20 protein-coding genes and 2 tRNA genes are annotated in these 20,369 nt (G+C 54.7%); 9 read left to right on the top strand and 13 right to left on the bottom strand.

The genetic code is table 11. The features are described 5' to 3' along the window. Positions 1–497: 497 nt before the first annotated feature. The 9 genes from SVU69_07005 to SVU69_06965 form a co-directional block, all read right to left on the bottom strand. A tRNA-Cys gene (locus SVU69_07005) sits at positions 498–571 on the bottom strand. A 105-nt stretch (positions 572–676) separates the two neighbouring features. Then, positions 677–751, bottom strand: a tRNA-Gly gene (locus SVU69_07000). An 83-nt stretch (positions 752–834) separates the two neighbouring features. Beyond that, positions 835–1,383, bottom strand: coding sequence for a CDP-diacylglycerol--glycerol-3-phosphate 3-phosphatidyltransferase (gene pgsA, locus SVU69_06995; protein ID MDY6942748.1), 549 nt, complete (start codon positions 1,381–1,383; stop codon positions 835–837). 15 nt (positions 1,384–1,398) lie between these two features. After that, positions 1,399–3,237 carry an excinuclease ABC subunit UvrC gene (gene uvrC, locus SVU69_06990; protein ID MDY6942747.1) on the bottom strand — a complete coding sequence of 613 codons (1,839 nt, stop codon included), beginning with the start codon at positions 3,235–3,237 and terminating at the stop codon, positions 1,399–1,401. Further along, entirely contained in the window at positions 3,224–3,862 is a 639-nt protein-coding gene (locus SVU69_06985) for a uracil-DNA glycosylase (protein MDY6942746.1), read from the bottom strand. Before SVU69_06985 ends, uvrC begins: the two co-directional genes overlap by 14 nt. A gap of 76 nt (positions 3,863–3,938) precedes the next feature. Then, on the bottom strand, positions 3,939–4,595 hold the full coding sequence (uvrY, locus tag SVU69_06980; protein ID MDY6942745.1) for a UvrY/SirA/GacA family response regulator transcription factor: 657 nt from the start codon (positions 4,593–4,595) through the stop codon (positions 3,939–3,941). 27 nt (positions 4,596–4,622) lie between these two features. After that, positions 4,623–5,963, bottom strand: a complete 1,341-nt coding sequence (gene icd, locus SVU69_06975) for an NADP-dependent isocitrate dehydrogenase (protein ID MDY6942744.1) — start codon at positions 5,961–5,963, stop codon at positions 4,623–4,625. Between the two features lie 369 nt (positions 5,964–6,332). Beyond that, complete coding sequence (aceA, locus tag SVU69_06970) at positions 6,333–7,643, bottom strand: isocitrate lyase (protein ID MDY6942743.1); 1,311 nt, start codon at positions 7,641–7,643, stop codon at positions 6,333–6,335. 154 nt (positions 7,644–7,797) lie between these two features. Beyond that, positions 7,798–8,088: a hypothetical protein gene (locus SVU69_06965; GenBank protein ID MDY6942742.1), complete on the bottom strand. Its 291-nt coding sequence runs from the start codon at positions 8,086–8,088 to the stop codon at positions 7,798–7,800. 304 nt (positions 8,089–8,392) lie between these two features. On the opposite strand from SVU69_06965, the gene SVU69_06960 reads away from it, so the two are divergent. Beyond that, entirely contained in the window at positions 8,393–9,355 is a 963-nt protein-coding gene (locus SVU69_06960) for a LysR family transcriptional regulator (protein ID MDY6942741.1), read from the top strand. A 32-nt stretch (positions 9,356–9,387) separates the two neighbouring features. Further along, a complete protein-coding gene (gene rssA / locus SVU69_06955; protein ID MDY6942740.1) occupies positions 9,388–10,392 on the top strand; it encodes a patatin-like phospholipase RssA in 1,005 nt (334 codons plus the stop codon). 32 nt (positions 10,393–10,424) lie between these two features. Here rssA and rraA read toward each other — a convergent pair whose 3' ends face one another. Then, entirely contained in the window at positions 10,425–10,904 is a 480-nt protein-coding gene (gene rraA / locus SVU69_06950) for a ribonuclease E activity regulator RraA (GenBank protein MDY6942739.1), read from the bottom strand. Positions 10,905–11,171: 267 nt separating this feature from the next. Here rraA and SVU69_06945 point away from each other — a divergent pair, with 267 nt between their 5' ends. The 5 genes from SVU69_06945 (at position 11,172) to SVU69_06925 (ending at position 14,963) form a co-directional block, all read left to right on the top strand. Next, positions 11,172–11,633 carry a flavodoxin family protein gene (locus SVU69_06945; protein MDY6942738.1) on the top strand — a complete coding sequence of 154 codons (462 nt, stop codon included), beginning with the start codon at positions 11,172–11,174 and terminating at the stop codon, positions 11,631–11,633. A 237-nt stretch (positions 11,634–11,870) separates the two neighbouring features. Then, positions 11,871–12,254 (top strand): PaaI family thioesterase, encoded by a 384-nt coding sequence (locus SVU69_06940; GenBank protein ID MDY6942737.1) that lies wholly within the window; start codon positions 11,871–11,873, stop codon positions 12,252–12,254. Next, entirely contained in the window at positions 12,251–12,685 is a 435-nt protein-coding gene (locus SVU69_06935; protein MDY6942736.1) for a PaaI family thioesterase, read from the top strand. The genes SVU69_06940 and SVU69_06935 overlap by 4 nt, the downstream gene beginning before the upstream one ends. A 137-nt stretch (positions 12,686–12,822) precedes the next feature. Beyond that, positions 12,823–13,722, top strand: a complete 900-nt coding sequence (locus SVU69_06930; GenBank protein ID MDY6942735.1) for an SDR family oxidoreductase — start codon at positions 12,823–12,825, stop codon at positions 13,720–13,722. 59 nt (positions 13,723–13,781) lie between these two features. Further along, complete coding sequence (locus SVU69_06925; protein ID MDY6942734.1) at positions 13,782–14,963, top strand: lipid-transfer protein; 1,182 nt, start codon at positions 13,782–13,784, stop codon at positions 14,961–14,963. A 90-nt stretch (positions 14,964–15,053) separates the two neighbouring features. Here the strand turns inward: SVU69_06925 and SVU69_06920 are convergent, their stop codons facing one another. Further along, positions 15,054–15,722 carry a nitroreductase gene (locus tag SVU69_06920; GenBank protein ID MDY6942733.1) on the bottom strand — a complete coding sequence of 223 codons (669 nt, stop codon included), beginning with the start codon at positions 15,720–15,722 and terminating at the stop codon, positions 15,054–15,056. 158 nt (positions 15,723–15,880) lie between these two features. Between SVU69_06920 and SVU69_06915 the strand changes: the two genes are divergently transcribed. Beyond that, positions 15,881–17,122, top strand: coding sequence for an MFS transporter (locus SVU69_06915; protein MDY6942732.1), 1,242 nt, complete (start codon positions 15,881–15,883; stop codon positions 17,120–17,122). Here SVU69_06915 and SVU69_06910 read toward each other — a convergent pair. After that, on the bottom strand, positions 17,119–18,021 hold the full coding sequence (locus SVU69_06910) for an alpha/beta hydrolase (protein ID MDY6942731.1): 903 nt from the start codon (positions 18,019–18,021) through the stop codon (positions 17,119–17,121). The genes SVU69_06915 and SVU69_06910 overlap by 4 nt on opposite strands. Positions 18,022–18,149: 128 nt before the next feature. On the opposite strand from SVU69_06910, the gene SVU69_06905 reads away from it, so the two are divergent. Beyond that, the gene (locus tag SVU69_06905; GenBank protein ID MDY6942730.1) at positions 18,150–18,950 is read left to right on the top strand and encodes a class I SAM-dependent methyltransferase; all 801 of its coding nucleotides are present in this window, start codon (positions 18,150–18,152) and stop codon (positions 18,948–18,950) included. Positions 18,951–19,212: 262 nt separating this feature from the next. On the opposite strand, the gene SVU69_06900 is transcribed toward SVU69_06905, so the two are convergent. After that, positions 19,213–20,196, bottom strand: a complete 984-nt coding sequence (locus SVU69_06900) for an OmpW family outer membrane protein (protein MDY6942729.1) — start codon at positions 20,194–20,196, stop codon at positions 19,213–19,215. Between the last annotated feature and the right edge of the window lie 173 nt (positions 20,197–20,369).

The raw sequence follows: 20,369 nt of genomic DNA, 5'->3' as shown, positions 1-20,369 counted from the left end.
AGGAGCAGCGAGGCAGTCACGAAAACCGTGTGCTCATCGCGCCCCTGCCCATAGGAAAGCACCTCGACGATGTCATCATCTTCGTCATAGTCGACGATCCACTGATCGATCAGCTGAATCGCAACCAATGAATGATATCGGTGATACGGAAGAAATCCGTCTCCCCCTATACGACCTGCTGGCGTCCGAGACGAAAAAATACGATTCATACTCGTTAGATCAACGTAGGTCTCCCGTAAGACCAGCCCCTCGTCGTATTAATCGTCCAGAAATTCGCTTCCCGAATCGGTCTGGATCAACCCCGGCTAACCATTGCGCGATGGCAGCGTCCCGTCTCCCTCGCACAGCGATCCCAACGCCGATAACCTGGGAACTGGCGCGCTGGTGGATGTCGCTCTGACTTTTCTGCGACTGAGATCAAACATCGGAAAAACATAGAATCCCGATATCCCGGGTTTCGAAGAGACTGCAGGGTCGTTGGACAACGACGGGGGGATTGGAGGCTAGGGCCGGAATCGAACCGACGTCCACGGCTTTGCAGGCCGCTGCATAACCACTCTGCCACCTAGCCGGTAACTGCGGGAGCGAATATCGTGTGCCCGGCCATCTGATAGGATGTCTTGCACAAAAACAACGGCATCGAGATAGACCACCCCGATGCCGTCGCGGTGAATACTGGAGCGGGAAACGAGACTCGAACTCGCGACCCCAACCTTGGCAAGGTTGTGCTCTACCACTGAGCTATTCCCGCCCGACAGAGAGGCACTATTCTATCGACGAAAGCAAAAGAGTCAAGCGCCCTGAGGCACTCTGAGCACGCCACACCAACGCGATCTATCCCTGCGCGTCGTTCGCAATGGAGGGCCAGGCCGCGAGCAGGTACTGAATCATGGACCAAAGCGTCAATATCGCGGCAATATAAAGCCCGAGCAGACCGAGCGGATAAGTCGGCCAGTCGGCCAGCAACAGAATCACCAGCGAAATCATTTGGACCGTCGTCTTGACTTTGCCCCACATTGAAACCGCAACGCGACCGCGATGACCAATCTCTGCCATCCACTCACGCAGCGCTGAGACGGTGATTTCTCGCCCGATGATGACCGCGACGGGTAAGGCCATGATGAGACGTGGATCGTTTTGGAGAACAATTAACAGCGCCATCGCCACCATGAGCTTGTCGGCAACGGGATCAAAAAACGCGCCGAAGGCAGAAGTCTGCCCCCATCGACGGGCCAAATAGCCATCCAACCAATCCGTGATAGCTGCCAACACGAAAAGCGATGCCGCCAGCGTCTGCGCCCCAGACATCGGTGCGTAGTACGCCACGACGAAAAGCGGAATCAGGATGATACGGGATAACGTTAATAGATTGGGAACGTTCATCCGCATACGGTTTGCTCATCTGTTGTCGGCATGAAAATTATCGTATATGCGTTGCGCCAAAGCTCGGGATATCCCTTTTACGCTGGCCAATTCATCGACGCCGGCATCGGCAACCTGCTTCAGTCCACCGAACTGTCGCAACAGACTGCGTCGCCGTTTCGGGCCCAATCCGGCAATGGTCTCCAAACTGGACTTTGTCCGGGCGGCGGCCCGCCGCCGGCGGTGACCCGTAATGGCAAAGCGATGGGCTTCGTCGCGAATCTGCTGTATCAGGTGGAGCACATCGGATTCGCCCGACAATAATACAGCGGCAGAGCGACCTGGCAAAAACAACCGTTCCTGCCCCGGTTTTCGCTCGGCTCCCTTTGCCACGCCGATCAGGTCGATGTTGGTCAAGCCCAGTTCATCGAGAACGGATTTCGCCTCCGCCAGCTGTCCTTTGCCCCCGTCAATTAAAATCAGGTCGGGCAACGAGGCCGCCTCCTCAATTAGACGACGATATCTCCGCAATAGCGCTTCTTTCATCGCGGCGTAGTCATCCCCACCGGCCGCATCGCGGATGTTGAATCGGCGGTAGTCACCCTTGATCGCGCCTTGCGGGCCAAACACAACACAAGAAGCCACCGTGGCCTCCCCCATCGTGTGACTGATGTCGAAACATTCGATCCGCCGCGGAACGCGACTCAGGTTCAACATCGATTGCATAGCCGATAAACGATGTTCCAACGATGCATTCCCGAGTTCCAGCGCTTGCTTGGCGTTGTCCTTGGCCATCTCAATCCACCGCGCCCGTTCACTGCGGACTCGGTGTTTGAGTCGGACTTGACGACCAGCGCGGTTCGTCAACATGTCCGCGATCAGCTCACCTTGATCGACGGGGCCATCTGAAATCACTTCCGCGGGCAACTCACCGCTGACATAGTACTGACTGATGAATGACGCCCGTAGCTCTTCGGCACTCGTATCGGTCGGGACTTGGGGAAGATAGGTCTTGTGACCGAGATGTCTTCCTCGGCGGACGAAACCGACCGCCACCGCCCAACCCTGCCCGGAACGATAAGTGCCGATAATATCGACCTCCCCCGCCCGGCCACTCACCACCTGACTGGCGCGAATCTTTCGCAACCGGGCAATTCGATCGCGATATTTGGCGGCCTGCTCGAAATCTAAGGACTGGGCCGCCGAATCCATGCGTTCTACCAGGTCATCAACCACCAAATCGGTCTTACCCTCAAGAAAACGTACGGCATCTCGAAGGTCTTTGGCGTAGTCGGTGGCGCTGATCTCGCCCACACAAGGTGCCGAACAACGACCGATCTGGTATTGCAAACACGGACGCGAGCGATTCGCGAAGACCACATCCTCGCAAGAACGAATGAGAAATAAACGCTGGATTTCTTTAAGACTGCCCCGCACCGCCGCTGCGTTTGGATAGGGCCCGAACAAACGGCCTTTCCGACGCCGGCTCCCTCGGTAGAACTTCATCCGTGGGAACGGGTGATCATCTGCCAGATAGATGTAGGGATAACTCTTGTCATCACGTAAGACGACGTTGTAGCGCGGGCGATGCTGCTTAATGAGGTTCGACTCCAGCAACAGTGCCTCGACCTCAGTATGCGTCACCGTCACTTGAATATCCGCCACCCGGGCGACCAGCGCCATCACTTTAGGCGCCACAGCATCACCCCGAAAGTAACTCGCCACGCGCTGACGCAATCGCCGCGCCTTACCGACATAGATGATCTCGCCTGCCGCATCCCGCATGGTGTACACACCCGGCCGGTCGGGCAAACGCTTGATCACCGCCTTGGCGTCGAAATCTGACTGTGTCGCTTTTTCCTCAACCATCAGCATTGAGTAGTCGCTTCGCGGTGTCGAACACGCGTGTAAACATCTCTGCCGTCAGCCGTCTTGTTGCGGTGTTGTATCGACTGCAGTGATAGGAGTCCAATAAGTAATGCCCTGTGGGCAAAGATACCCACCGCCCATGCCCGAACGGATAGTCTTTCAACTTCTGCCCGGATGCTCTCACCACCGCTTGGTGGGCGATGTGCCCAAGTGCCAGTATGACCGCACCTTCTGGCAACGATTCGAGTTCCGTTACAAGATAGTCGTTGCATTGCCTTATTTCCGGCCCCAAGGGTTTGTTCGCCGGCGGCAAGCACTTGACCGCATTAGTAATCCTGCAATTTCGGAGGGCTAGACCATCTTGCGCGTTGAGCGATTCTTCCTGACTGCCAAAGCCGTGCTTGTAGAGCGTCTCGTACAACAATATCCCGGCGTAGTCACCGGTGAACGGTCTGCCGGTCGCGTTCGCCCCATGCATTCCCGGCGCCAACCCCACAATCAGCAGTTTGGCATCCGGATCACCGAACGGCGCAACCGGCGCGCAATGATAATCTGGGTATTGCGCTTTAACTTTATCCAAGTAATCGCTCAACCGGGGACATTTCCGGCACGACAGATCAAAATAGGACATAGGACTTCAAAGAAAGACTAAAACAGCGGGCCAAACGTGTTCAATTTGGGGATGCTAAACGCGGTGTTGGAGACGCCTAATCGGCATTTTCATCGATCAAACCGTAGCGCATCGCAAGCCTTGTCAACTCCACGTCGTTGTGGACACCGAGCTTCTCGAAAAGGCGGTAACGATACGTGCTTACGGTCTTAGGACTGATAAACAGCCGATCGGAGATTTCCTGAATCGGCTTGCCCTGCACAACCATCAGCATAACCTGCATCTCACGCTGAGAGAGCTCCTCCAATCCGCTGGCAGCCTTTTTTCCCGGCAAACGCGATAGCGCCATCTCCCGAGCGATGTCAGCATCGATATAAGTCTCTCCCGCATACACCTTGTGGACGGCGGAGATAATCTCGTCCGCGCTGCAGTCTTTCGTCAAATAACCCGAGGCGCCCGCCTCCAGCAGGCGTCCCGGGTACGGTTCACTTCGATGCACAGATAAGGCAATCACCTTGATTTTGGGATTGAAATGCAACAGCTTTCGGGTCGCCTCCAGCCCCCCAATACCTGGCATGTTGACATCCATCAGCACCACGTCTGGTTCATGCTCACGGGCCAGATCGAGCGCTTGCTCGCCCGTCTCGGCCTCCGCTACAACCTCCACATCTTCACTCTCGTCGAGTATTTTGCGGATTCCGCTACGCACCAGTTTGTGATCATCAACCAACAGGACACGGATCATAGGAATCATTTACCAATCAGAATACCGGCGGTTAGCTCACATATGAGCGATCACGGCATCGCCGAAGCCAGAGCAGCTCACCAGAGTCGCGCCAGGAATGAGACGCTGCACTTCTTCTTCCACACCGCGAGGACCCTTGCCCTTAGCCTCGCCGACACGCTTAGGTGCCGTAAAACTGCCGCGAACGCGAGCCAAATCGTAAGTCACCTGCTTGTCAGCAATCGCACCGGACACGCCTTTTAGTATTAAGTCGGCCGCCTCGGACCAGCCCATGTACCGGAGCATCATTTCCGCTGAGAGAATGATCGAGCCCGGATTGACTCGATTTTTACCCGCGTACTTCGGCGCAGTTCCGTGTGTCGCTTCAAACACACCGACGGCATCGGCAATATTCGCCCCCGGCGCAATACCGATACCACCCACTTGCGCCGCGAGGGCATCGGAGATGTAGTCGCCGTTGAGATTCAAAGTTGCGATCACATCGTATTCTTCGGGTTTCAACAGGATCTGTTGTAGAAAGTTATCGGCAATCACGTCTTTAATTACAATCTCACGCCCCGTTTTAGGATTTTTGATGCGGCACCAAGGCCCCTCACCAATCACCTCGGCGCCGAACTCTTGTTTAGCCAGTTCGTAGCCCCAGTCACGGAATCCACCTTCGGTGAATTTCATGATATTGCCCTTGTGGACTAAGGTCACCGAACTGTGATCGTTGTCGATTGCGTATTGTATCGCCTTACGGACCAGTCGCTGCGATCCTTCGCGGGAAACCGGCTTGATGCCAATACCGGACGTATTCGGAAAGCGAATTTCGGTAACACCCATTTCTTCTTGTAAGAATTTGATCACCTTCTTTACTTCTTCCGATCCAGCTGCCCATTCAATGCCGGCATAGATGTCCTCCGTATTTTCCCGAAAAATAACCATACGCGTGTGCTCCGAGTCTTTCATTGGCGTCGGTGTACCGGGGAAATAGCGGATGGGGCGCACGCACGCATAAAGGTCCAAGACCTGACGAATCGCAACGTTGAGTGAACGAATCCCTTTGCCCACTGGAGTCGTCAAAGGGCCTTTGATGGAAACCACGTACTTTTGCAGCGCATCCAGTGTTTCATCGGGAAGCCACTCGTCTCCGCCATACAACTTTTGCGCTTTCTCCCCGGCGTATACTTCCATCCACACGATTTTTCGCTTGCCGTCGTAAGCACGGTGTACCGCCTCGTCAACGACACGGCGCATCACGGGGGTGACGTCGATTCCGATTCCGTCTCCTTCGATAAATGGAATAATTGGGTTGTCCGGGACTTTGACCGTGCTGTCCTTATTGATCGTGATGCGGGAGCCATCTTTCGGGACAACGATCTTGCTATACGCCATTGCAATTCCTCTACTAAAATAAGAATTCACTCAGCGGCTGACCACCTGCGTTACCAGCCGGCACCCCTGAAGAAGATGGGTGCTACCCTTCACCGGATCATGCTGGGCTCATTGAACACTCGAAAGAGCTAACCTCATCTGCCACCTACCAACCTCCAATTCACCGAAAACGCGACATCCGTGGATTTTGTTCATACGAGGTCGTTGTCAAAACCCATCCCTAACGCTGATTTTTATCGTAATTTAGCGTCAGCCCGAGCGCGATAGTAGCATGGCTGGATCGACCCGAAACAAACTCTGCACCCATAAAAAAACCCGGAGCGGGTAATCCGGCTCCGGGTCGCTGTTTCAACGCGGTCAACGGGTGACTTAGAATTGCGCTTCTTCGGTGGAGCCCGTCAAGGCCGTTACGGAAGATTTCCCGCCTTGAATCACCGTGGTCACGTCATCGAAGTAACCAGCACCGACTTCTTGTTGGTGCGCCACGAAGGTATAGCCACGATCGGCAGCAGCGAATTCGGGCTCCTGCACTTTTTCAACATAGTGCTTCATGCCTTCGCCCCGCGCGTAGTAATAGGCCAAATCGAACATGTTGTACCACATGTTGTGAATACCAGCTAAGGTGATGAACTGATACTTGTAGCCCATGGCCGATAGCTCCGCCTGGAATTTGGCGATGGTGGCATCATCCAGGTTTTTCTTCCAGTTGAAGCTGGGCGAGCAGTTGTAGGACAACAGCTGATCCGGATATTCCTTTTTAATGGCCTCAGCAAACTTCTTCGCCTCTTCCAAATCCGGGGTTGCCGTCTCACACCACAACAAATCGGCGTACGGTGCGTAGGCAAGACCACGGGCGATGGCTTGATCGATTCCAGCTTTCGTGTAGTAAAAACCTTCGTTAGACCGTTCGCCGGTGCAGAAAGGTTTGTCATAATCGTCGACGTCGGAAGTCAGCAGATTAGCGGCATTGGCGTCCGTGCGCGCCAACAGCACAGTCGGAACGCCCAGCACGTCGGAAGCCAACCGGGCCGCGATCAGCTTCTGTACTGCTTCCTGCGTAGGCACCAAAACTTTACCGCCCATGTGACCGCACTTCTTTACGGCAGCCAATTGATCTTCAAAGTGCACCCCGGAGGCGCCATTGACGATCATGTTTTTCATTAATTCAAAGGCATTCAGAACACCGCCAAAGCCGGCTTCCGCATCGGCAACGATCGGCAGAAAGTAATCAGTGGCGTCCTGTTCCTTCATCTTGCCGTCGCAGATCGCCTTCCACTGGATTTCGTCGGCGCGTTTGAAGGTGTTATTGATTCGGCGAACCACGGTGGGAACCGAATCGTAAGCGTACAGAGACTGGTCGGGATACATGGTCTCAGAGGTATTGGCGTCCGCCGCGACCTGCCATCCGGACAGATAGATCGCCTCGATCCCTGCCTTGGCTTGTTGCATGGCCTGACCACCCGTCAGCGCACCCATACAGTTCACATAGCCTTTCTTGGCCTCGCCGTTTACCAATGCCCACAATTTCTCGGCACCGCGACGGGCCAAAGTGTAGTCGGGCTGGACGGAACCGCGCAAACGAACGACGTCAGTCGCGGAATATCCCCGCTCAACGCCCTTCCAACGTGGGTTTTCCGCCCAATCTTTCTCAATCTGTTTCACCTGCTCTTCAAGCTTCATCGCCTCTTCTCCCGAACTTCAGGGCAAATATTGGTTTAGCCATTGTGTCCCGGACGGTTCGTTGCTCGCTGTTCTCACAACGGCAGTCACCGATTCCGGGCCGCTGTGCCGCACACGTGCAAGCAGCTCGACACGACAATCGCCAAGCCCGATATCAATCGGTCTTCAACGATGATGTATCGAATGCCTCGACAACGACGTTAAATTGCTCCATGGAAGGAGCGGACAAACACGCCGACAATAGCGGGGCCCACCACTCCATGGTCAACAGAGTGGTGAGCCCTTCCTGGCTATGGCCATGTGGACGCATCCAAGCCTTTTGTTTGGTGCGATCTTCGGAGAGTTTGACATCGACTCCGGGGTCGATAAAACCGGAATCGATGCGGCCATAACATATCCCACCGAAGTGCCCCGCTTGTGGCAGGTTTAGAAATACACCGGACACGAAACCCCAAACAGGCGGATCGAGTCATTTGAAAGATAACCACACTGTTAAAATCGCGCTGAAAAATATTCCAGTTAGGTCATGCGGTGATCGCAGCGGGAGCGAACCGAACAAGACGGTTCCCTAACTGCGCCTGCGCTCGTCTTAGCACAACGAGGCGCGCCACGCCTAATCTGAAAACCCCAGTTATTCCAACGCGGGCGCCTATCCTAATCGCGATATGATCCATTTGACAAGTCAATTTCTTCAATCTTTAATATTGATTATCTTAATTCATTGAAGTGCGCCAATGAGGGGGTCGACCATGGACCGCCAAACATCACGTCATTACTATAAACACAATAGGTTACAGCAGTTACGGGGGTTCTGTCATGCGGCCCAGACGGGCAGCATCTCGAAAGCTGCCGAACGAATGTTTCTTAGCCAGCCTTCCGTTTCACTTCAGATCCAAGCACTCGAACGGGAACTGGAAGTCGTCTTGTTCGAACGTCGTGGCCCGAAAATCAAACTCACACCGGAAGGCCAGATCCTCTACGAACTGGCCCTGCCGCTGGTCGAGGGACTGGAAACGCTCCCTGAGAATTTCGCCGCCCGGCGGGGCAGCCTGGAATCCGGACAACTCAACATCGCCGCCGGTGAATCGACACTCTTGTATTTATTGCCGGAAATCGTCGGCCGTTTTGCCACCCAGTATCCGGGGATTCATTTCAACCTCCACAACGTTACCGGTCGTGATGGAATGGAAATGCTTCGTGCGGACGAAGTCGACTTCGCGGTGGGCTCCATGCTGGACGTGCCAGAGGACATCACCTACTGGCCGATCTATTCCTACGACCCCATGCTGATCACATCGCTTGATCACCCACTGGTTCGGCTCAACGAAGTGACGCTCGAAGAAATCAGTCGCTACGGATTGATTCTACCTCCAAGACATCTGAGCACGTGGCGTGTCGTCAGGATGGTATTCCAGCAACACAATCTCGATTTCAAAGTCACGTTGGAAGCCGGGGGCTGGGAGGTCATTAAGAAATACGTCGCGCTGGGTTTCGGCATCTCCATCGTGACCAGCATCTGCCTTACGGGGCGGGAAAAATTACACACGATTGCGCTGGACAAATATTTCCCCAAGCGGACCTACGGAGTCGTCATTCGCAAAGGCAAGTTCCTGACACCCGCAGCCAAGCGCTTCATCGAGTTGATGGATCCACAGTTTTTCCAACGGATGGAAGCAAGCCATATAAACGGGGATTCGGCCGCCGTAGAATAGTTGCACGGAGTCAATAGACCGGAGATTTCTTCATGGCCCAGCGCGACCCGCTCAAAAGCTACCGATTCGGTGTCGCACTCGGCAGCGGATCCGCTCGCGGATGGGCCCATATCGGCGTACTTCAAGCACTGCACCGTTTAGGCATTATCCCGGAAGTGGTCGCTGGTGCATCTATCGGGGCGTTGGTCGGAGCTGCCTACGCCAGCCATCGCATGGATGAACTTGAAAGCTGGGTCAGTGGATTAAGACGCTTAGATGTCATCCGCATGTTGGACATCAGCATCACGGGCGGCGGATTACTTCAGGGGCGTCGCGTTTTAAACGTCTTTGGAGAAAAGGTAGAGAACGCCCGAATCGAAGAACTCCACCCGTCATTCACCGCCGTTGCAACCGATCTCCATAACGGACGCGAAGTCTGGATAAGCAAAGGCCCCATATTGGACGCGGTTCGGGCTTCCATTTCCCTGCCGGGGCTGTTTACCCCCACCAAACTCCACGGCCGGTGGTTGGTGGATGGCGGCTTGGTTAACCCGGTTCCGGTATCGGTCTGTCGCGCGATGGGGGCTGATATTGTCATCGCCGTCAATCTGAATGGGGACATGTTTGAGCGGATCGGCAGCCGATTTGTCGAAGATAGCGACGAGCCGGAGAACACAACCGAAGCCACTGAACCCAACGAAGCCGAGGAAGATGACGTGCGAGGCCTTCGCAACTCAGTGATGCGTTGGAACGTAAAAGACGTGGTATCGTTTTTCCGGGAACAAGAAACCCGACGTGATCAAGTGGAGACAGCCCCCGGCTTGTTCGACGTGACCGCCGCTTCTATTAACATTATGCAGGACCGGATCACGCGCAGCCGTATGGCGGGCGACCCGGCAGAAATCGTCATTTCCCCCCGCTTGTCGCATATCGGCCTCATGGAGTTTCACCGAGCCAAAGAGGCCGTACGCGAAGGCGCCGAAGCCGTCAATCGAATGCAATCCTCAATTGAACACCTCCTGGATGTTCACCTGACAGCCCGCGACAACGACACTTGAGACGGACAGCACTTCGTTTGTATCCCGGAGCGTTAGCTCAGCGCGCCGTCACTGACGACAATGCCATCGGCATCAGCATACAGCCAAGCTCCTGGACGAAAGGTAACGCCGAGAAACCGTACGTCAATATTTTCTTGTCCACCGCCGCGTTTCACGCTCTTTAGCGGATGCGTGGTGATGGCCTTGACTCCCAGGTCTAATTGTCCGATGGCATCAGAGTCCCGGATACAGCCATATACAACGATGCCCGCCCACCCATTCTCGACCGCCAATTCACCGAGCTGATCCCCAAGTAAAGCGCAGCGGAGTGAGCCACCTCCATCCACCACCAAAACCCGTTCTTCACCCGGAGTTTCCAACGCCCTCCTAACCAGGCTGTTGTCTTCGAAGACCTTCAGCGTGGCAATCGCACCGTGAAAATGAACCCTCCCACCAAAATCGCGGAACAGCGGTTCAACAACTTGAAGTTGGTCAGAATAGGCATCGCAAAGATCGGTGGTCGCGAGGGACATAAGAAGCTTTCCTTTGAACTACTTACAGATCGAGTTTGGGCCGTTAACCGAAAACCACGTAGACACAGGTTTGCGACGAATAGTCCCCTAAAAGACCAGTTGCCATCAAGTCGATAGCGTAAACCCACACTTGGGCTCGCGAGTAGAACGTCCGACGGTTACGACGCGGACGGCAACAACTGGCTGCCTTGGTAAAGCCAACATGTTATTTTCTCAAGCTGACGGCAACACCGCGAACAATCAGTCGGTCGAATACTCATCGATAGGATGAACAAGAAACATCTTCTCATCGTGTTCCACTCGCAAACGGGAAATACCGAGGCGATGGCCCATTCTGCGAAAGAAGGCGCGTGTGAATTTGAAGGCGTCGAGGTTCGTTTTCTTTGGGCCAAAGAGGCCGGACCAGACGACCTGTTGTGGGCCGACGGCTTGCTGATTGGCACGCCGGAGAACATGGGATACATGTCCGGCGCTATCAAGGATTTCCTGGACCGAACTTACTACCCCGTTGAAGGCAAAATTAATAATCTGCCCTACAGCGTCTTCATCAGTGCAGGCAACGATGGACGGGGCGCACTGAGCCATATCCAACGTATTGGGCGTGGGTATCCCTTTAAAGAAGTATATGAACCCGTCATCGCCCGTGGCGAATTGACCGACGAAACTCTGGCAAAATGCCGGGAGATGGGGCAGACCCTAGCTGCCGGGCTGGAATTCGGAATCTTCTGAATCGTGCGTCCGGCTCGTTAGCCTTTTCAATCCTGTTGACGTCGCCTATGATAGCCGATCGATTCAACGACTCGGAATGGGAGCGAGGCGGCAGAACCGGTCGCCGGAACCCTAAGACCATGGCAAACCGACGCGGGTCGGCTAAGGAATAGCACACAGTTGACTGAGAAAAAGGATCGCAGGCCTTCGGGCCCTATGCAGTTTTTCAATACCGTCCCTCACGGGCGGGAATTGGGATTGCAAGTAATAGAGATCGGAAAGGGCAGCGGCACGATGAAAGTGCCCTATAAACCGGAACTGATCGGTAATCCGAAAACCGGCGTGATTCACGGCGGCGTCCTGACCTCACTGATCGACAGTTGTGGCGGCTTGGCCGTATTCTCCGCACTGCCCCGAATGGAACCGATCGCCACACTCGACCTGCGTATCGACTATCAAAAACCCGCCACGCCGGAAAAAGACCTGTTCGCATTCAGCGAGTGCTATAAGTTAACGCGCCAAATCGCCTTCGTTCGAGCCATCGCTTACCAGGACGACAAAGAAGACCCGGTGGCGACCAGTCTCGCGACGTTCATGCGAAGCTCCAGTTTGCCGCGTAATGCTCAAAAGACCCGCGCATGACCATCGAAGAACTGATTCAACACGCGCGCCAGTCCGGTGACTTCGCCGGACTCATGGATCAAATTCCGTACGCCAAACTTCTCGGGATGCGCATGCGGCTCGACGATGATAACAATCCGTTGTTTTATCTACCATTTTTGGAGAAAAACATCGGCAATCCTGCTCTCCCGGCATTACACGGCGGGGTCATCGGCGGATTCATGGAAAATAGCGCCATCGTGAGTCTGATGTGGGCACGTGATTCCCTCGATATTCCAAAAACCATTGATTTCAACATCGATTACTTGAGATCCGGCCGGGCGGAGGAAAGTTTCGCGCGCTGCGAAATCACGCGGCAAGGAAAACGTGTCGCTCACGTCAAAGTCGATTGTTGGCAACGTGATGCCCAGACACCCATTGCCGTCGCACGCGTCCACTTTTTGTTGACCTAGAAAAATTTGCATTGGCATTCGGCCTGTCGGTGCGATGTCACGGTCAGGCCACTCAAGCTGGCGGCCGGCATCACGCATCGCCCAGCGCTACAATTTCGCTCATTAAATATTCAGTCACTAACGATAGGGAGTATGTCATGTCTGAAGTACGTTACGACGGTAAAACGGTAGTCGTCACCGGTGGTGGCGGGTCGCTCGGCCGCGCTTATTGCCTGCTCTTCGCATCCCGCGGCGCCAACGTGGTCGTCAACGACCTCGGCGGAAGCTTCAGCGGTGAAGGCGCCAGCCAATCCGCTGCGGACAAAGTCGTCGAAGAAATCGTAAACGCCGGCGGAAAAGCCGTTGCCAGTTACGAGTCGGTATCCACCACCGAGGGTGCCGAGAAAACGATGGAAATCGCCAAAGACGCCTTCGGCAGCGTACATATGCTGATCAACAACGCCGGCATCCTGCGCGACAAATCATTCGCGAAAATGACCGACGACGATTGGGACAAAATCATGGAAGTGCATCTGCGCGGTGCATTTTGCATGACCAAAGCCGCTTGGCCCATGTTCCGCGAACAAAACTACGGCCGTGTCGTACTCACCGCGTCGGCCGCCGGCATTTACGGCAACTTCGGTCAAGCCAACTACTCCGCCGCCAAGTTGGGCTTGTACGGCATGGGCCAAACCTTGGGCCACGAAGGTAAAAAGTACAACATCAACACAAACGTGATCGCCCCTGTCGCGCGCTCCCGAATGACCGAAACGGTTATGCCGCCGGCATTGCTGGAAAAGCTCCGACCGGAAGCCGTTGCTCCGTTGGTCGCGTGGCTTTGCAGCGAAGAATGCAAAGAAAGCGGTTCGCTGTTCGAAGTGGGTGCTGGCCGCTTCTTCAAACTGGGATGGACTCGTACCCCCGGCTATAAGAGCGACGCCGAAGGAGGCGTGGCATCTGTGGAAGAACTGCGTGACAATTGGAAGACCGTGACGGACTTCACGGATGCCAAGATGGTACGCAACATCCAAGAATCCACCATGGCTTTCATGAAATAAGGGGTTGGTCGCAATAGCGACAAACGAATAGATCGACAATCGTCGACAGGAGGAGACAAATGGGACGAAAAGTCTGTGTTATCGGTAATGGAATGACCCAGTTCAAAAAGCCGGGCAACAGTCCGGACTACCATCTTATGGCCAAAGATGCCGGTACCCAAGCATTGGAAGATGCCGGCATCAGCTACAAAGATGTGGAACAGGCGGTGGTCGGCTACGTGTATGGTGAGAGCACCTCCGGTGAACGGGCCATGTACGAGTTGGGCTTGACGGGCATTCCGATGTATAACGTCAACAATAACTGCTCGACCGGCTCCACCGCGCTCATGCTGGCAAAACAGCTTGTGGAAGGTGGCATCGCCGAGTGTGTGATGGCCATGGGTTTTGAGAAGATGCAAAAAGGCGCGCTGGGCGCGACCTTTACTGATCGCCTCAATCCGATGGACAAACATATGGGCGTGGTATTCAAACTGCAGAAGTTTAATAGCGCTCCCCCCACATCACAGCTTTTTGGTGGTGCCGGTCGAGAGCATCAAGAAAAATACGGCACAAAAACGGAATCGTTCGCGAAGATCGCGGTTAAGAACCGTAAGCATGCCATCCATAACCCGCGCTCCATCTTCCACGATGAATTGTCAGTCGAAGAAGTGATGGAATCGCCTCACTACTATGGCCCCCTCACACGGCTGCAGTGTTGCCCGCCGACTTGCGGGGCTGCCGCTGCCATTGTTTGCTCGGAAGAGTTTGCGAAGAAGCACGCCAAGAACAAGCCGGTTTATATTGTCGGCCAGTCGATGACGACGGACATGCCTTCGAGCTTCGAAGACAACTCCATGATCAAAGTCATCGGCTACGACATGTCGAAGCTGGCGGCACAACACGTCTACGAACAATCCGGTATCGGTATTGAGGACGTAGACGTGATTGAGCTTCATGACTGTTTCACTGCGAACGAGCTGCTCACCTACGAGGCTTTGGGCATGTGCGCCGAAGGTGAGGCGGAGAAGCTGATCGAAAGCGACGCCTGCACTTATGGTGGCGAATGGGTGGTCAATCCTTCCGGTGGTTTGCTGTCGAAAGGCCATCCGCTGGGTGCCACGGGGCTTGCGCAATGCGCCGAGATCTGCTGGCAACTCCGAGGTGGGGTGGATAAACGGCAAGTCGAAGGCGCCCGGGTCGGCCTACAACACAACCTTGGCCTCGGTGGCGCTTGCGTTGTGACGATGTACCAAGCCAGCTGACATTTCGGGTCGAGCGTTGATTGAAGGGGGCGGCATCTTTCCGCCCCCTCTTTTTGTTACCGACTTGGTCTCTCTCGCTTCCGAGAAGACTCAGGCTCGAACCCAGCGAACCGTCTCGTCGATATGGGCACGGTCGGTTCGATACTGGTTCACCGGATCATTCTCGTCGGCAAAACCGAACGAACACCCAAACAGCAAACGGTAAGCCGGATCAATCCCGAAATATTCGCGAACAAAATCTGGATAGGTCGCCAGCGCCGCCTGAGCCACAGTGCCCACCCCGCGATTTAACGCCGCCAACATAAAGCCGTGGATGAACAAACCGCAATCCACGCCCCCGTAAAACCCCAAACTCTCATGGCAAAACACCATCATCATGTGCGGCGCTTCGAACAACCGAAAGTTTTTCAGTGTCTGAGCCATGGCACCTCGTTTGTCTTCCCTCGGAATACCTAACGCCCCATACAGCGCCGCTCCGCACTGTTTCCGTCGTTCAGCGCAAGCCCCTTGATACTTCCCTGGAAACGGGTAGTCCGGCCGTGGCATTCCACCGGATTGAACGTGATCCCACAAGGTCTCACGAAATCGATCAGTGGCTGACGGAGTGAGGGTCACAACGGGCAGCCAAGGCTGCGTATTACACCAAGACGGTGTCCGCTGGGCGGCCCGAAGAATGTCGCGGATCACCGGCTCAGGAACCGGATCAGACAAGAAAGCACGTACGCTATATCGTTGTTGTATAAGCTGTTCGAAATCCATGAACGGCCTCTCCTCCGTGGGTACATTGGCTCGGAACGGGTGATGAAATACCCTTCACCCGGCTCGCGACCTTCAGCGTTGACAAAATATCTCTGGTAAACTGTCGCCTATTTTCGCTGGTCAGTACACCTTCTGCCCCCCAGAGACTTTACCCCACCATGTCGACGTCGACCGAGCCCAACACGTCAGCCCTTGGCGCTTCCTCGGTGCTTGCGATTCCGGGATTCCCCACCCTTCTGGTCGCCAATGTCAGTTTTTTCATGGGATTTACGACGTTTTTCCTGCTGCCGAAGTACATGGTGACCGAACTGGGCGCGACGGAAGCCCAAGTCGGATGGGTTATGGCCTCGTATGGCGGCCTGGCCATCGCATCCCTGCCATTTGTGGGTAACTTATCCGATCGCTTAGGTCGGCGTCCGTTTCTGTTGTTGGGCGCCACCATTTTAGGTCTTACATGCCTTGGTTTTTTGGCTGTCGACCGCGTGGGCGGATTAATCTTGCTGCTTCGCGGACTTCAAGGTTTGGCATTTTCTTTCTGGTTCGTTTGTTCATCGACCTTAGTTGTCGATTTGGTCGAACCACATCGGCGAGGCAGCGCCCTGGGACTGTTTGGAATTTCCACACTCGTCACCCACGGACTGTCTCCCAGTATCGCCGAATGGGTCGCTCACACTTGGTCCTACAATATGGTTTTTCTGATGGCCTTCGCCTATTGTTTAGGCGCATGGGCATTTGCGAGTCGCCTGGATAGACCGTCAAAGAAAAACATCGCCCACCCAGTTGGAAGTACCCGTGGTATCGGTGGAATTCTCAAAGACCCTGGGATTAATCTGCTGGTGTTGCCGACGCTGCTGTTGGGATTCGGCTTCGGCACCATAATGGTTTTCTCTCAGCCGCATGCTCTCAACCGCGGCATCCAACTGGTCAGCGCCCTGTTTATTGCCTACTCTGTAACCTCGATTCTCATCCGCGCGTTCTTCTCACACGTGCCGGATCTGCCAAACAAGCGCTTGGTGCTGATTCCATCCGTTATCGCCATGGGAACTGGTGTCGGCTTGCTGTATTGGGTTCATGCGATACCGCTTTTTATCGCCTGCGGGATTTTGATGGGGTTGGGGCACTCCTTGTCCTACCCGACCATGAATGCCCTCTTGATTAACCGGCTCAACACCGGTGAGCATGGACGGGGAATGTCAATTTTTGTCGGTGGGTTCAATCTGGGCATGATTATTTCTCAGGTCACGCTCGGCTATCTGACTCAGGTCATCGCTTTAGAAAACTTGTTTTTATTGGCCGGCATCGCTGTGTGGATGTCGATACCGCTTCTTATTTGGGCGACGGGGCCGAAGGTCACAGACTGGTCTGTCCCTCATCCCGTTGACCGCAAAAAGCAGGGTTAGAAGCCTTGCTTTTGCAGCCAGGTCAGCATCCGTTCCGCTGTGGGCCCAGGTTCTTCCTGCATAAAACAATGGCCTCCAGACACTTCCGCGTACGAAACCATATCGTTAACTCGTGCCGCTGTGCGAACACTGGGCGGAATGAAAGGATACGTCCGTCGACCGTAGAAAATGTGAACGGGACAAGAAACATCCTTGACAGCGTTCCATAACCCCCGAGGAAAGCCCGCGAATATCTGCGCTTCCATCCATGGGGGACATTTCAGGGTTACACTGCCGTCTTCGTGGTGGTGCAACGCGTATTCCAGATAGCACTGCAAGGCACCATCGGACCAGCCTTTAAAAATACCGCGCTGATAAAAATAGTCCCAGGCATGAGCTGCATCGGGCCAATACCGCGTCCGCTTCCTGGCTTGCAATGCCAATGGACTGATATGGCTCAAACCCGAGTAGTAGGAAAAGGCCACCAAGCCGCCAGCGGAGCGCGGGAATAACACCGGATCAAGCAGGATAACGGCATCGAACATACCGGGATATCGGGCAGCCGCCAGTAAGGTCAACACCCCACCAAAACTATGCCCGCAGCCCACGATACGCCTATTGCCCCAGCCACGTCGACGGTAGTGAACAACTTGGGCCATGCGCTCCGCGGTCAAATTCCAGCCTGGGAAACGATCACCATCGTCGCTGTCGCCATGTCCCTGCGTGTCGTGAAAACAAATGTCGAAGAACTCGCTCAGCTGCCGAAACACCGGCCAGTAAGTCATGCCGCAAAAGCCATTGCCATGCACGAAATGAATCAGTGACTCGTGGCCACGGATGTACTCGCGCCCGCGAAGATACAGCTCAGGCCCGATCGGGTACGACCATACGACACCAGGAACAGATTGGTGTTTCTGCAAGATCGCTCTCTCCATGGGTACCTCTACCTATGCGGATTCATTCAACGCAGTTCTAGCCCGACCGTTAGATTAAGTCTACATGACAGCCCAACCAGACGATACCCGATCGACGCTGGTAATATAAGCACATGAATTCCGGAGATAATCATCACCCCCGAAACATCGGGATTGTCCAATCCAATCCCGATCAGTCTGCGGCCGCGCAGCGGTTGTCCTCCGCGTTAGGACTACCGGTGATTACACAGGATGCAGCCGACGCTTACGAGCTCATACTGGTGGTAGACGCCGGCCCTCTCCAGCTGCAGGACCCTTCCGGCAAACTCGGTTCTTTCACGATAGACTTCGCAAATTCCGCCGCAAAATACCGTCGTGCACAAGCATCGCTGCGCTCTGAAATCCTTGCCCGTGCCGTGCTCCCCCGCGGCCAGACCGGTCCTATCCAGGTGATCGATGCGACCGCCGGCTGGGGACGTGACGCTATCGTCATGGCCCAACTGGGATGCCACGTTACATTGATTGAGAAATCCCCCATCGTGTCCGCGATGTTGGATGATGCCGTCGAACGAGCGAGGCAAAATCCCGATCTCTCAGTTCTGGCCAATCGGCTACGCACTGTCCCGTCCGACTCAGAACGCTGGATTACAGAGCTGAGTGATGCGGAGCGACCTGACGTCATTTACATCGATCCGATGTATCCTTCCGTCGATAAAAGAAGCCTCCCTCGCAAGGACATGCAGTACTTGCGCATGTTAAGTGCGCCGAACGAGCACGACGCCTCTCAACTGCTACAAATCGCCCGCGCCAAAGCGACCAAAAGAACGGTGGTCAAACGCCCACTCAAAGCCCCCATCCTCTCGGGCGGCATACCGTCGAGTCAACTCAAGGGCCGGCAAATCCGCTTCGACATCTACGTTACGCCCAACTCCTAGCGCCGTTAGCCAATCGTTCCACGCTCGAAAAGCGCCTTAGAAAACCATCGTTCCGACTTCGCCGGGCCAACCTAACTCACTAAATCTATCGACCATTTGGCGACGCCTGTCCGTACGAAAACCCCAAGCACGCCAAATCCCAAAATTTCCACCGGGGCATCCCATAAAAAAGCCCCCGTTTCGGCGGGGACTTTTTTAATTCAATCGGTTGGTCGTCGAATCGCCAGAACAACCAACAACTAAAAGCTTAGCAGCTCGCGGGTCAGAACACGCGGCCTAGACCCACCGTATAGACCCAAGGATCCGCATCCACCTCGATGGTGGAATCCGATCCGGGCAGGACGCCGACGATACCACCATCAACAATCGTGTCGCTGATCGTATTGTCGAAGGACAGTTTGACGTACGACACATCGAATACCACGTACCACTTGGGACTCACGTCGATGTCGATACCGGCGTTGAATACGTAGCCAAGCTCATCGCTGGTTTCTAATGTGGGCGCCGTACTCGGATCGTTGGGGTTCGTCCACAATCCCGGATTGGTAATCTTTTCATCGTAGGTAATGGTGTAGCTCAAACCCAGCCCGGCATAAGGACGGACCCGACTGGTCGGAAATGGGTAGTAAACGCCTTTCAGCGTGATCGGCAGGGCTTTGACTTCTCCAATCTTACTAGTGAAAGGGCCAACCTGAACATCGGCAACGGGTGGAATGGCAACCTTGACTAAGGGATCGGTTGTTAACGTTCCCTCGGGGATGAAGTCGAACTTCAGCGCGGGAATACCGAGAATGGATTCAATTCCAAAGTGCTCCGTGAACATATAACCCAGATTAATGGTGGCGATGTTCGACGCCGCCAAGTCAACAGCAGACCCCGCGAACGGCCCCGCCGGAAGCACGGTACCCACGATCGGCGCCGTACTGTCTTCCACGAAGGTCAGCTCGGTGCTGTCAACATTGGGGACAAAACGGGTCACGCCAAATTCCACATACCAACCATTGCAGTGCAGACAGTTCAGTGCCTCACCAGTCCAGGAACGCCACGTCGATTCGAGCTTACCCTCCTCCGCAGCGACGGGAATAGCTATAAAAAACGTCAACGCAACGCACATTGCCGGCAAACGCCATTTGGAAAACCCTAGTTTTGCACCAAGCATTTCTAACCTCATCAGTTTTTTCATCACATCAGGGATCACAAAAACCATTTCGTCCAATTCACCAGCAGCTGTTCGCAACGCCGACAAGCAACCCGCTCATACGGCGCTCGGTTTATCGGCTAATCCGGGGGCGAAATGAGTGTTATTGAATAAAAATAGACCGCTCCAAGAGCAACCATACGTTTTTGTTAGCTGAAACTATAAACTATTGGACTCACGACAGCTTCGCGCTCACGCCTGTCCGTTGGCAACCGAGTGGG

The sequence above is a fragment of the Pseudomonadota bacterium genome (assembly GCA_034189865.1).
In the GTDB taxonomy this organism is placed as follows: Bacteria; Pseudomonadota; Gammaproteobacteria; order UBA5335; family UBA5335; genus JAXHTV01.
The sequence above is the reverse complement of the archived record's forward strand: the minus strand, read 5'-3'. Positions and strand labels throughout refer to the sequence as shown.

Bases quoted from the DNA above. Each gene is read 5' to 3' on its own strand.
- pgsA (MDY6942748.1), bottom strand. From the start codon at position 1,383: ATGAACGTTCCCAATCTATTAACGTTATCCCGTATCATCCTGATTCCG.
- uvrC (MDY6942747.1), bottom strand. From the start codon at position 3,237: ATGCTGATGGTTGAGGAAAAAGCGACACAGTCAGATTTCGACGCCAAG.
- SVU69_06985 (MDY6942746.1), bottom strand. From the start codon at position 3,862: ATGTCCTATTTTGATCTGTCGTGCCGGAAATGTCCCCGGTTGAGCGAT.
- uvrY (MDY6942745.1), bottom strand. From the start codon at position 4,595: ATGATTCCTATGATCCGTGTCCTGTTGGTTGATGATCACAAACTGGTG.
- icd (MDY6942744.1), bottom strand. From the start codon at position 5,963: ATGGCGTATAGCAAGATCGTTGTCCCGAAAGATGGCTCCCGCATCACG.
- aceA (MDY6942743.1), bottom strand. From the start codon at position 7,643: ATGAAGCTTGAAGAGCAGGTGAAACAGATTGAGAAAGATTGGGCGGAA.
- SVU69_06960 (MDY6942741.1), top strand. From the start codon at position 8,393: ATGGACCGCCAAACATCACGTCATTACTATAAACACAATAGGTTACAG.
- rssA (MDY6942740.1), top strand. From the start codon at position 9,388: ATGGCCCAGCGCGACCCGCTCAAAAGCTACCGATTCGGTGTCGCACTC.
- rraA (MDY6942739.1), bottom strand. From the start codon at position 10,904: ATGTCCCTCGCGACCACCGATCTTTGCGATGCCTATTCTGACCAACTT.
- SVU69_06945 (MDY6942738.1), top strand. From the start codon at position 11,172: ATGAACAAGAAACATCTTCTCATCGTGTTCCACTCGCAAACGGGAAAT.
- SVU69_06935 (MDY6942736.1), top strand. From the start codon at position 12,251: ATGACCATCGAAGAACTGATTCAACACGCGCGCCAGTCCGGTGACTTC.
- SVU69_06930 (MDY6942735.1), top strand. From the start codon at position 12,823: ATGTCTGAAGTACGTTACGACGGTAAAACGGTAGTCGTCACCGGTGGT.
- SVU69_06925 (MDY6942734.1), top strand. From the start codon at position 13,782: ATGGGACGAAAAGTCTGTGTTATCGGTAATGGAATGACCCAGTTCAAA.
- SVU69_06920 (MDY6942733.1), bottom strand. From the start codon at position 15,722: ATGGATTTCGAACAGCTTATACAACAACGATATAGCGTACGTGCTTTC.
- SVU69_06915 (MDY6942732.1), top strand. From the start codon at position 15,881: ATGTCGACGTCGACCGAGCCCAACACGTCAGCCCTTGGCGCTTCCTCG.
- SVU69_06905 (MDY6942730.1), top strand. From the start codon at position 18,150: ATGAATTCCGGAGATAATCATCACCCCCGAAACATCGGGATTGTCCAA.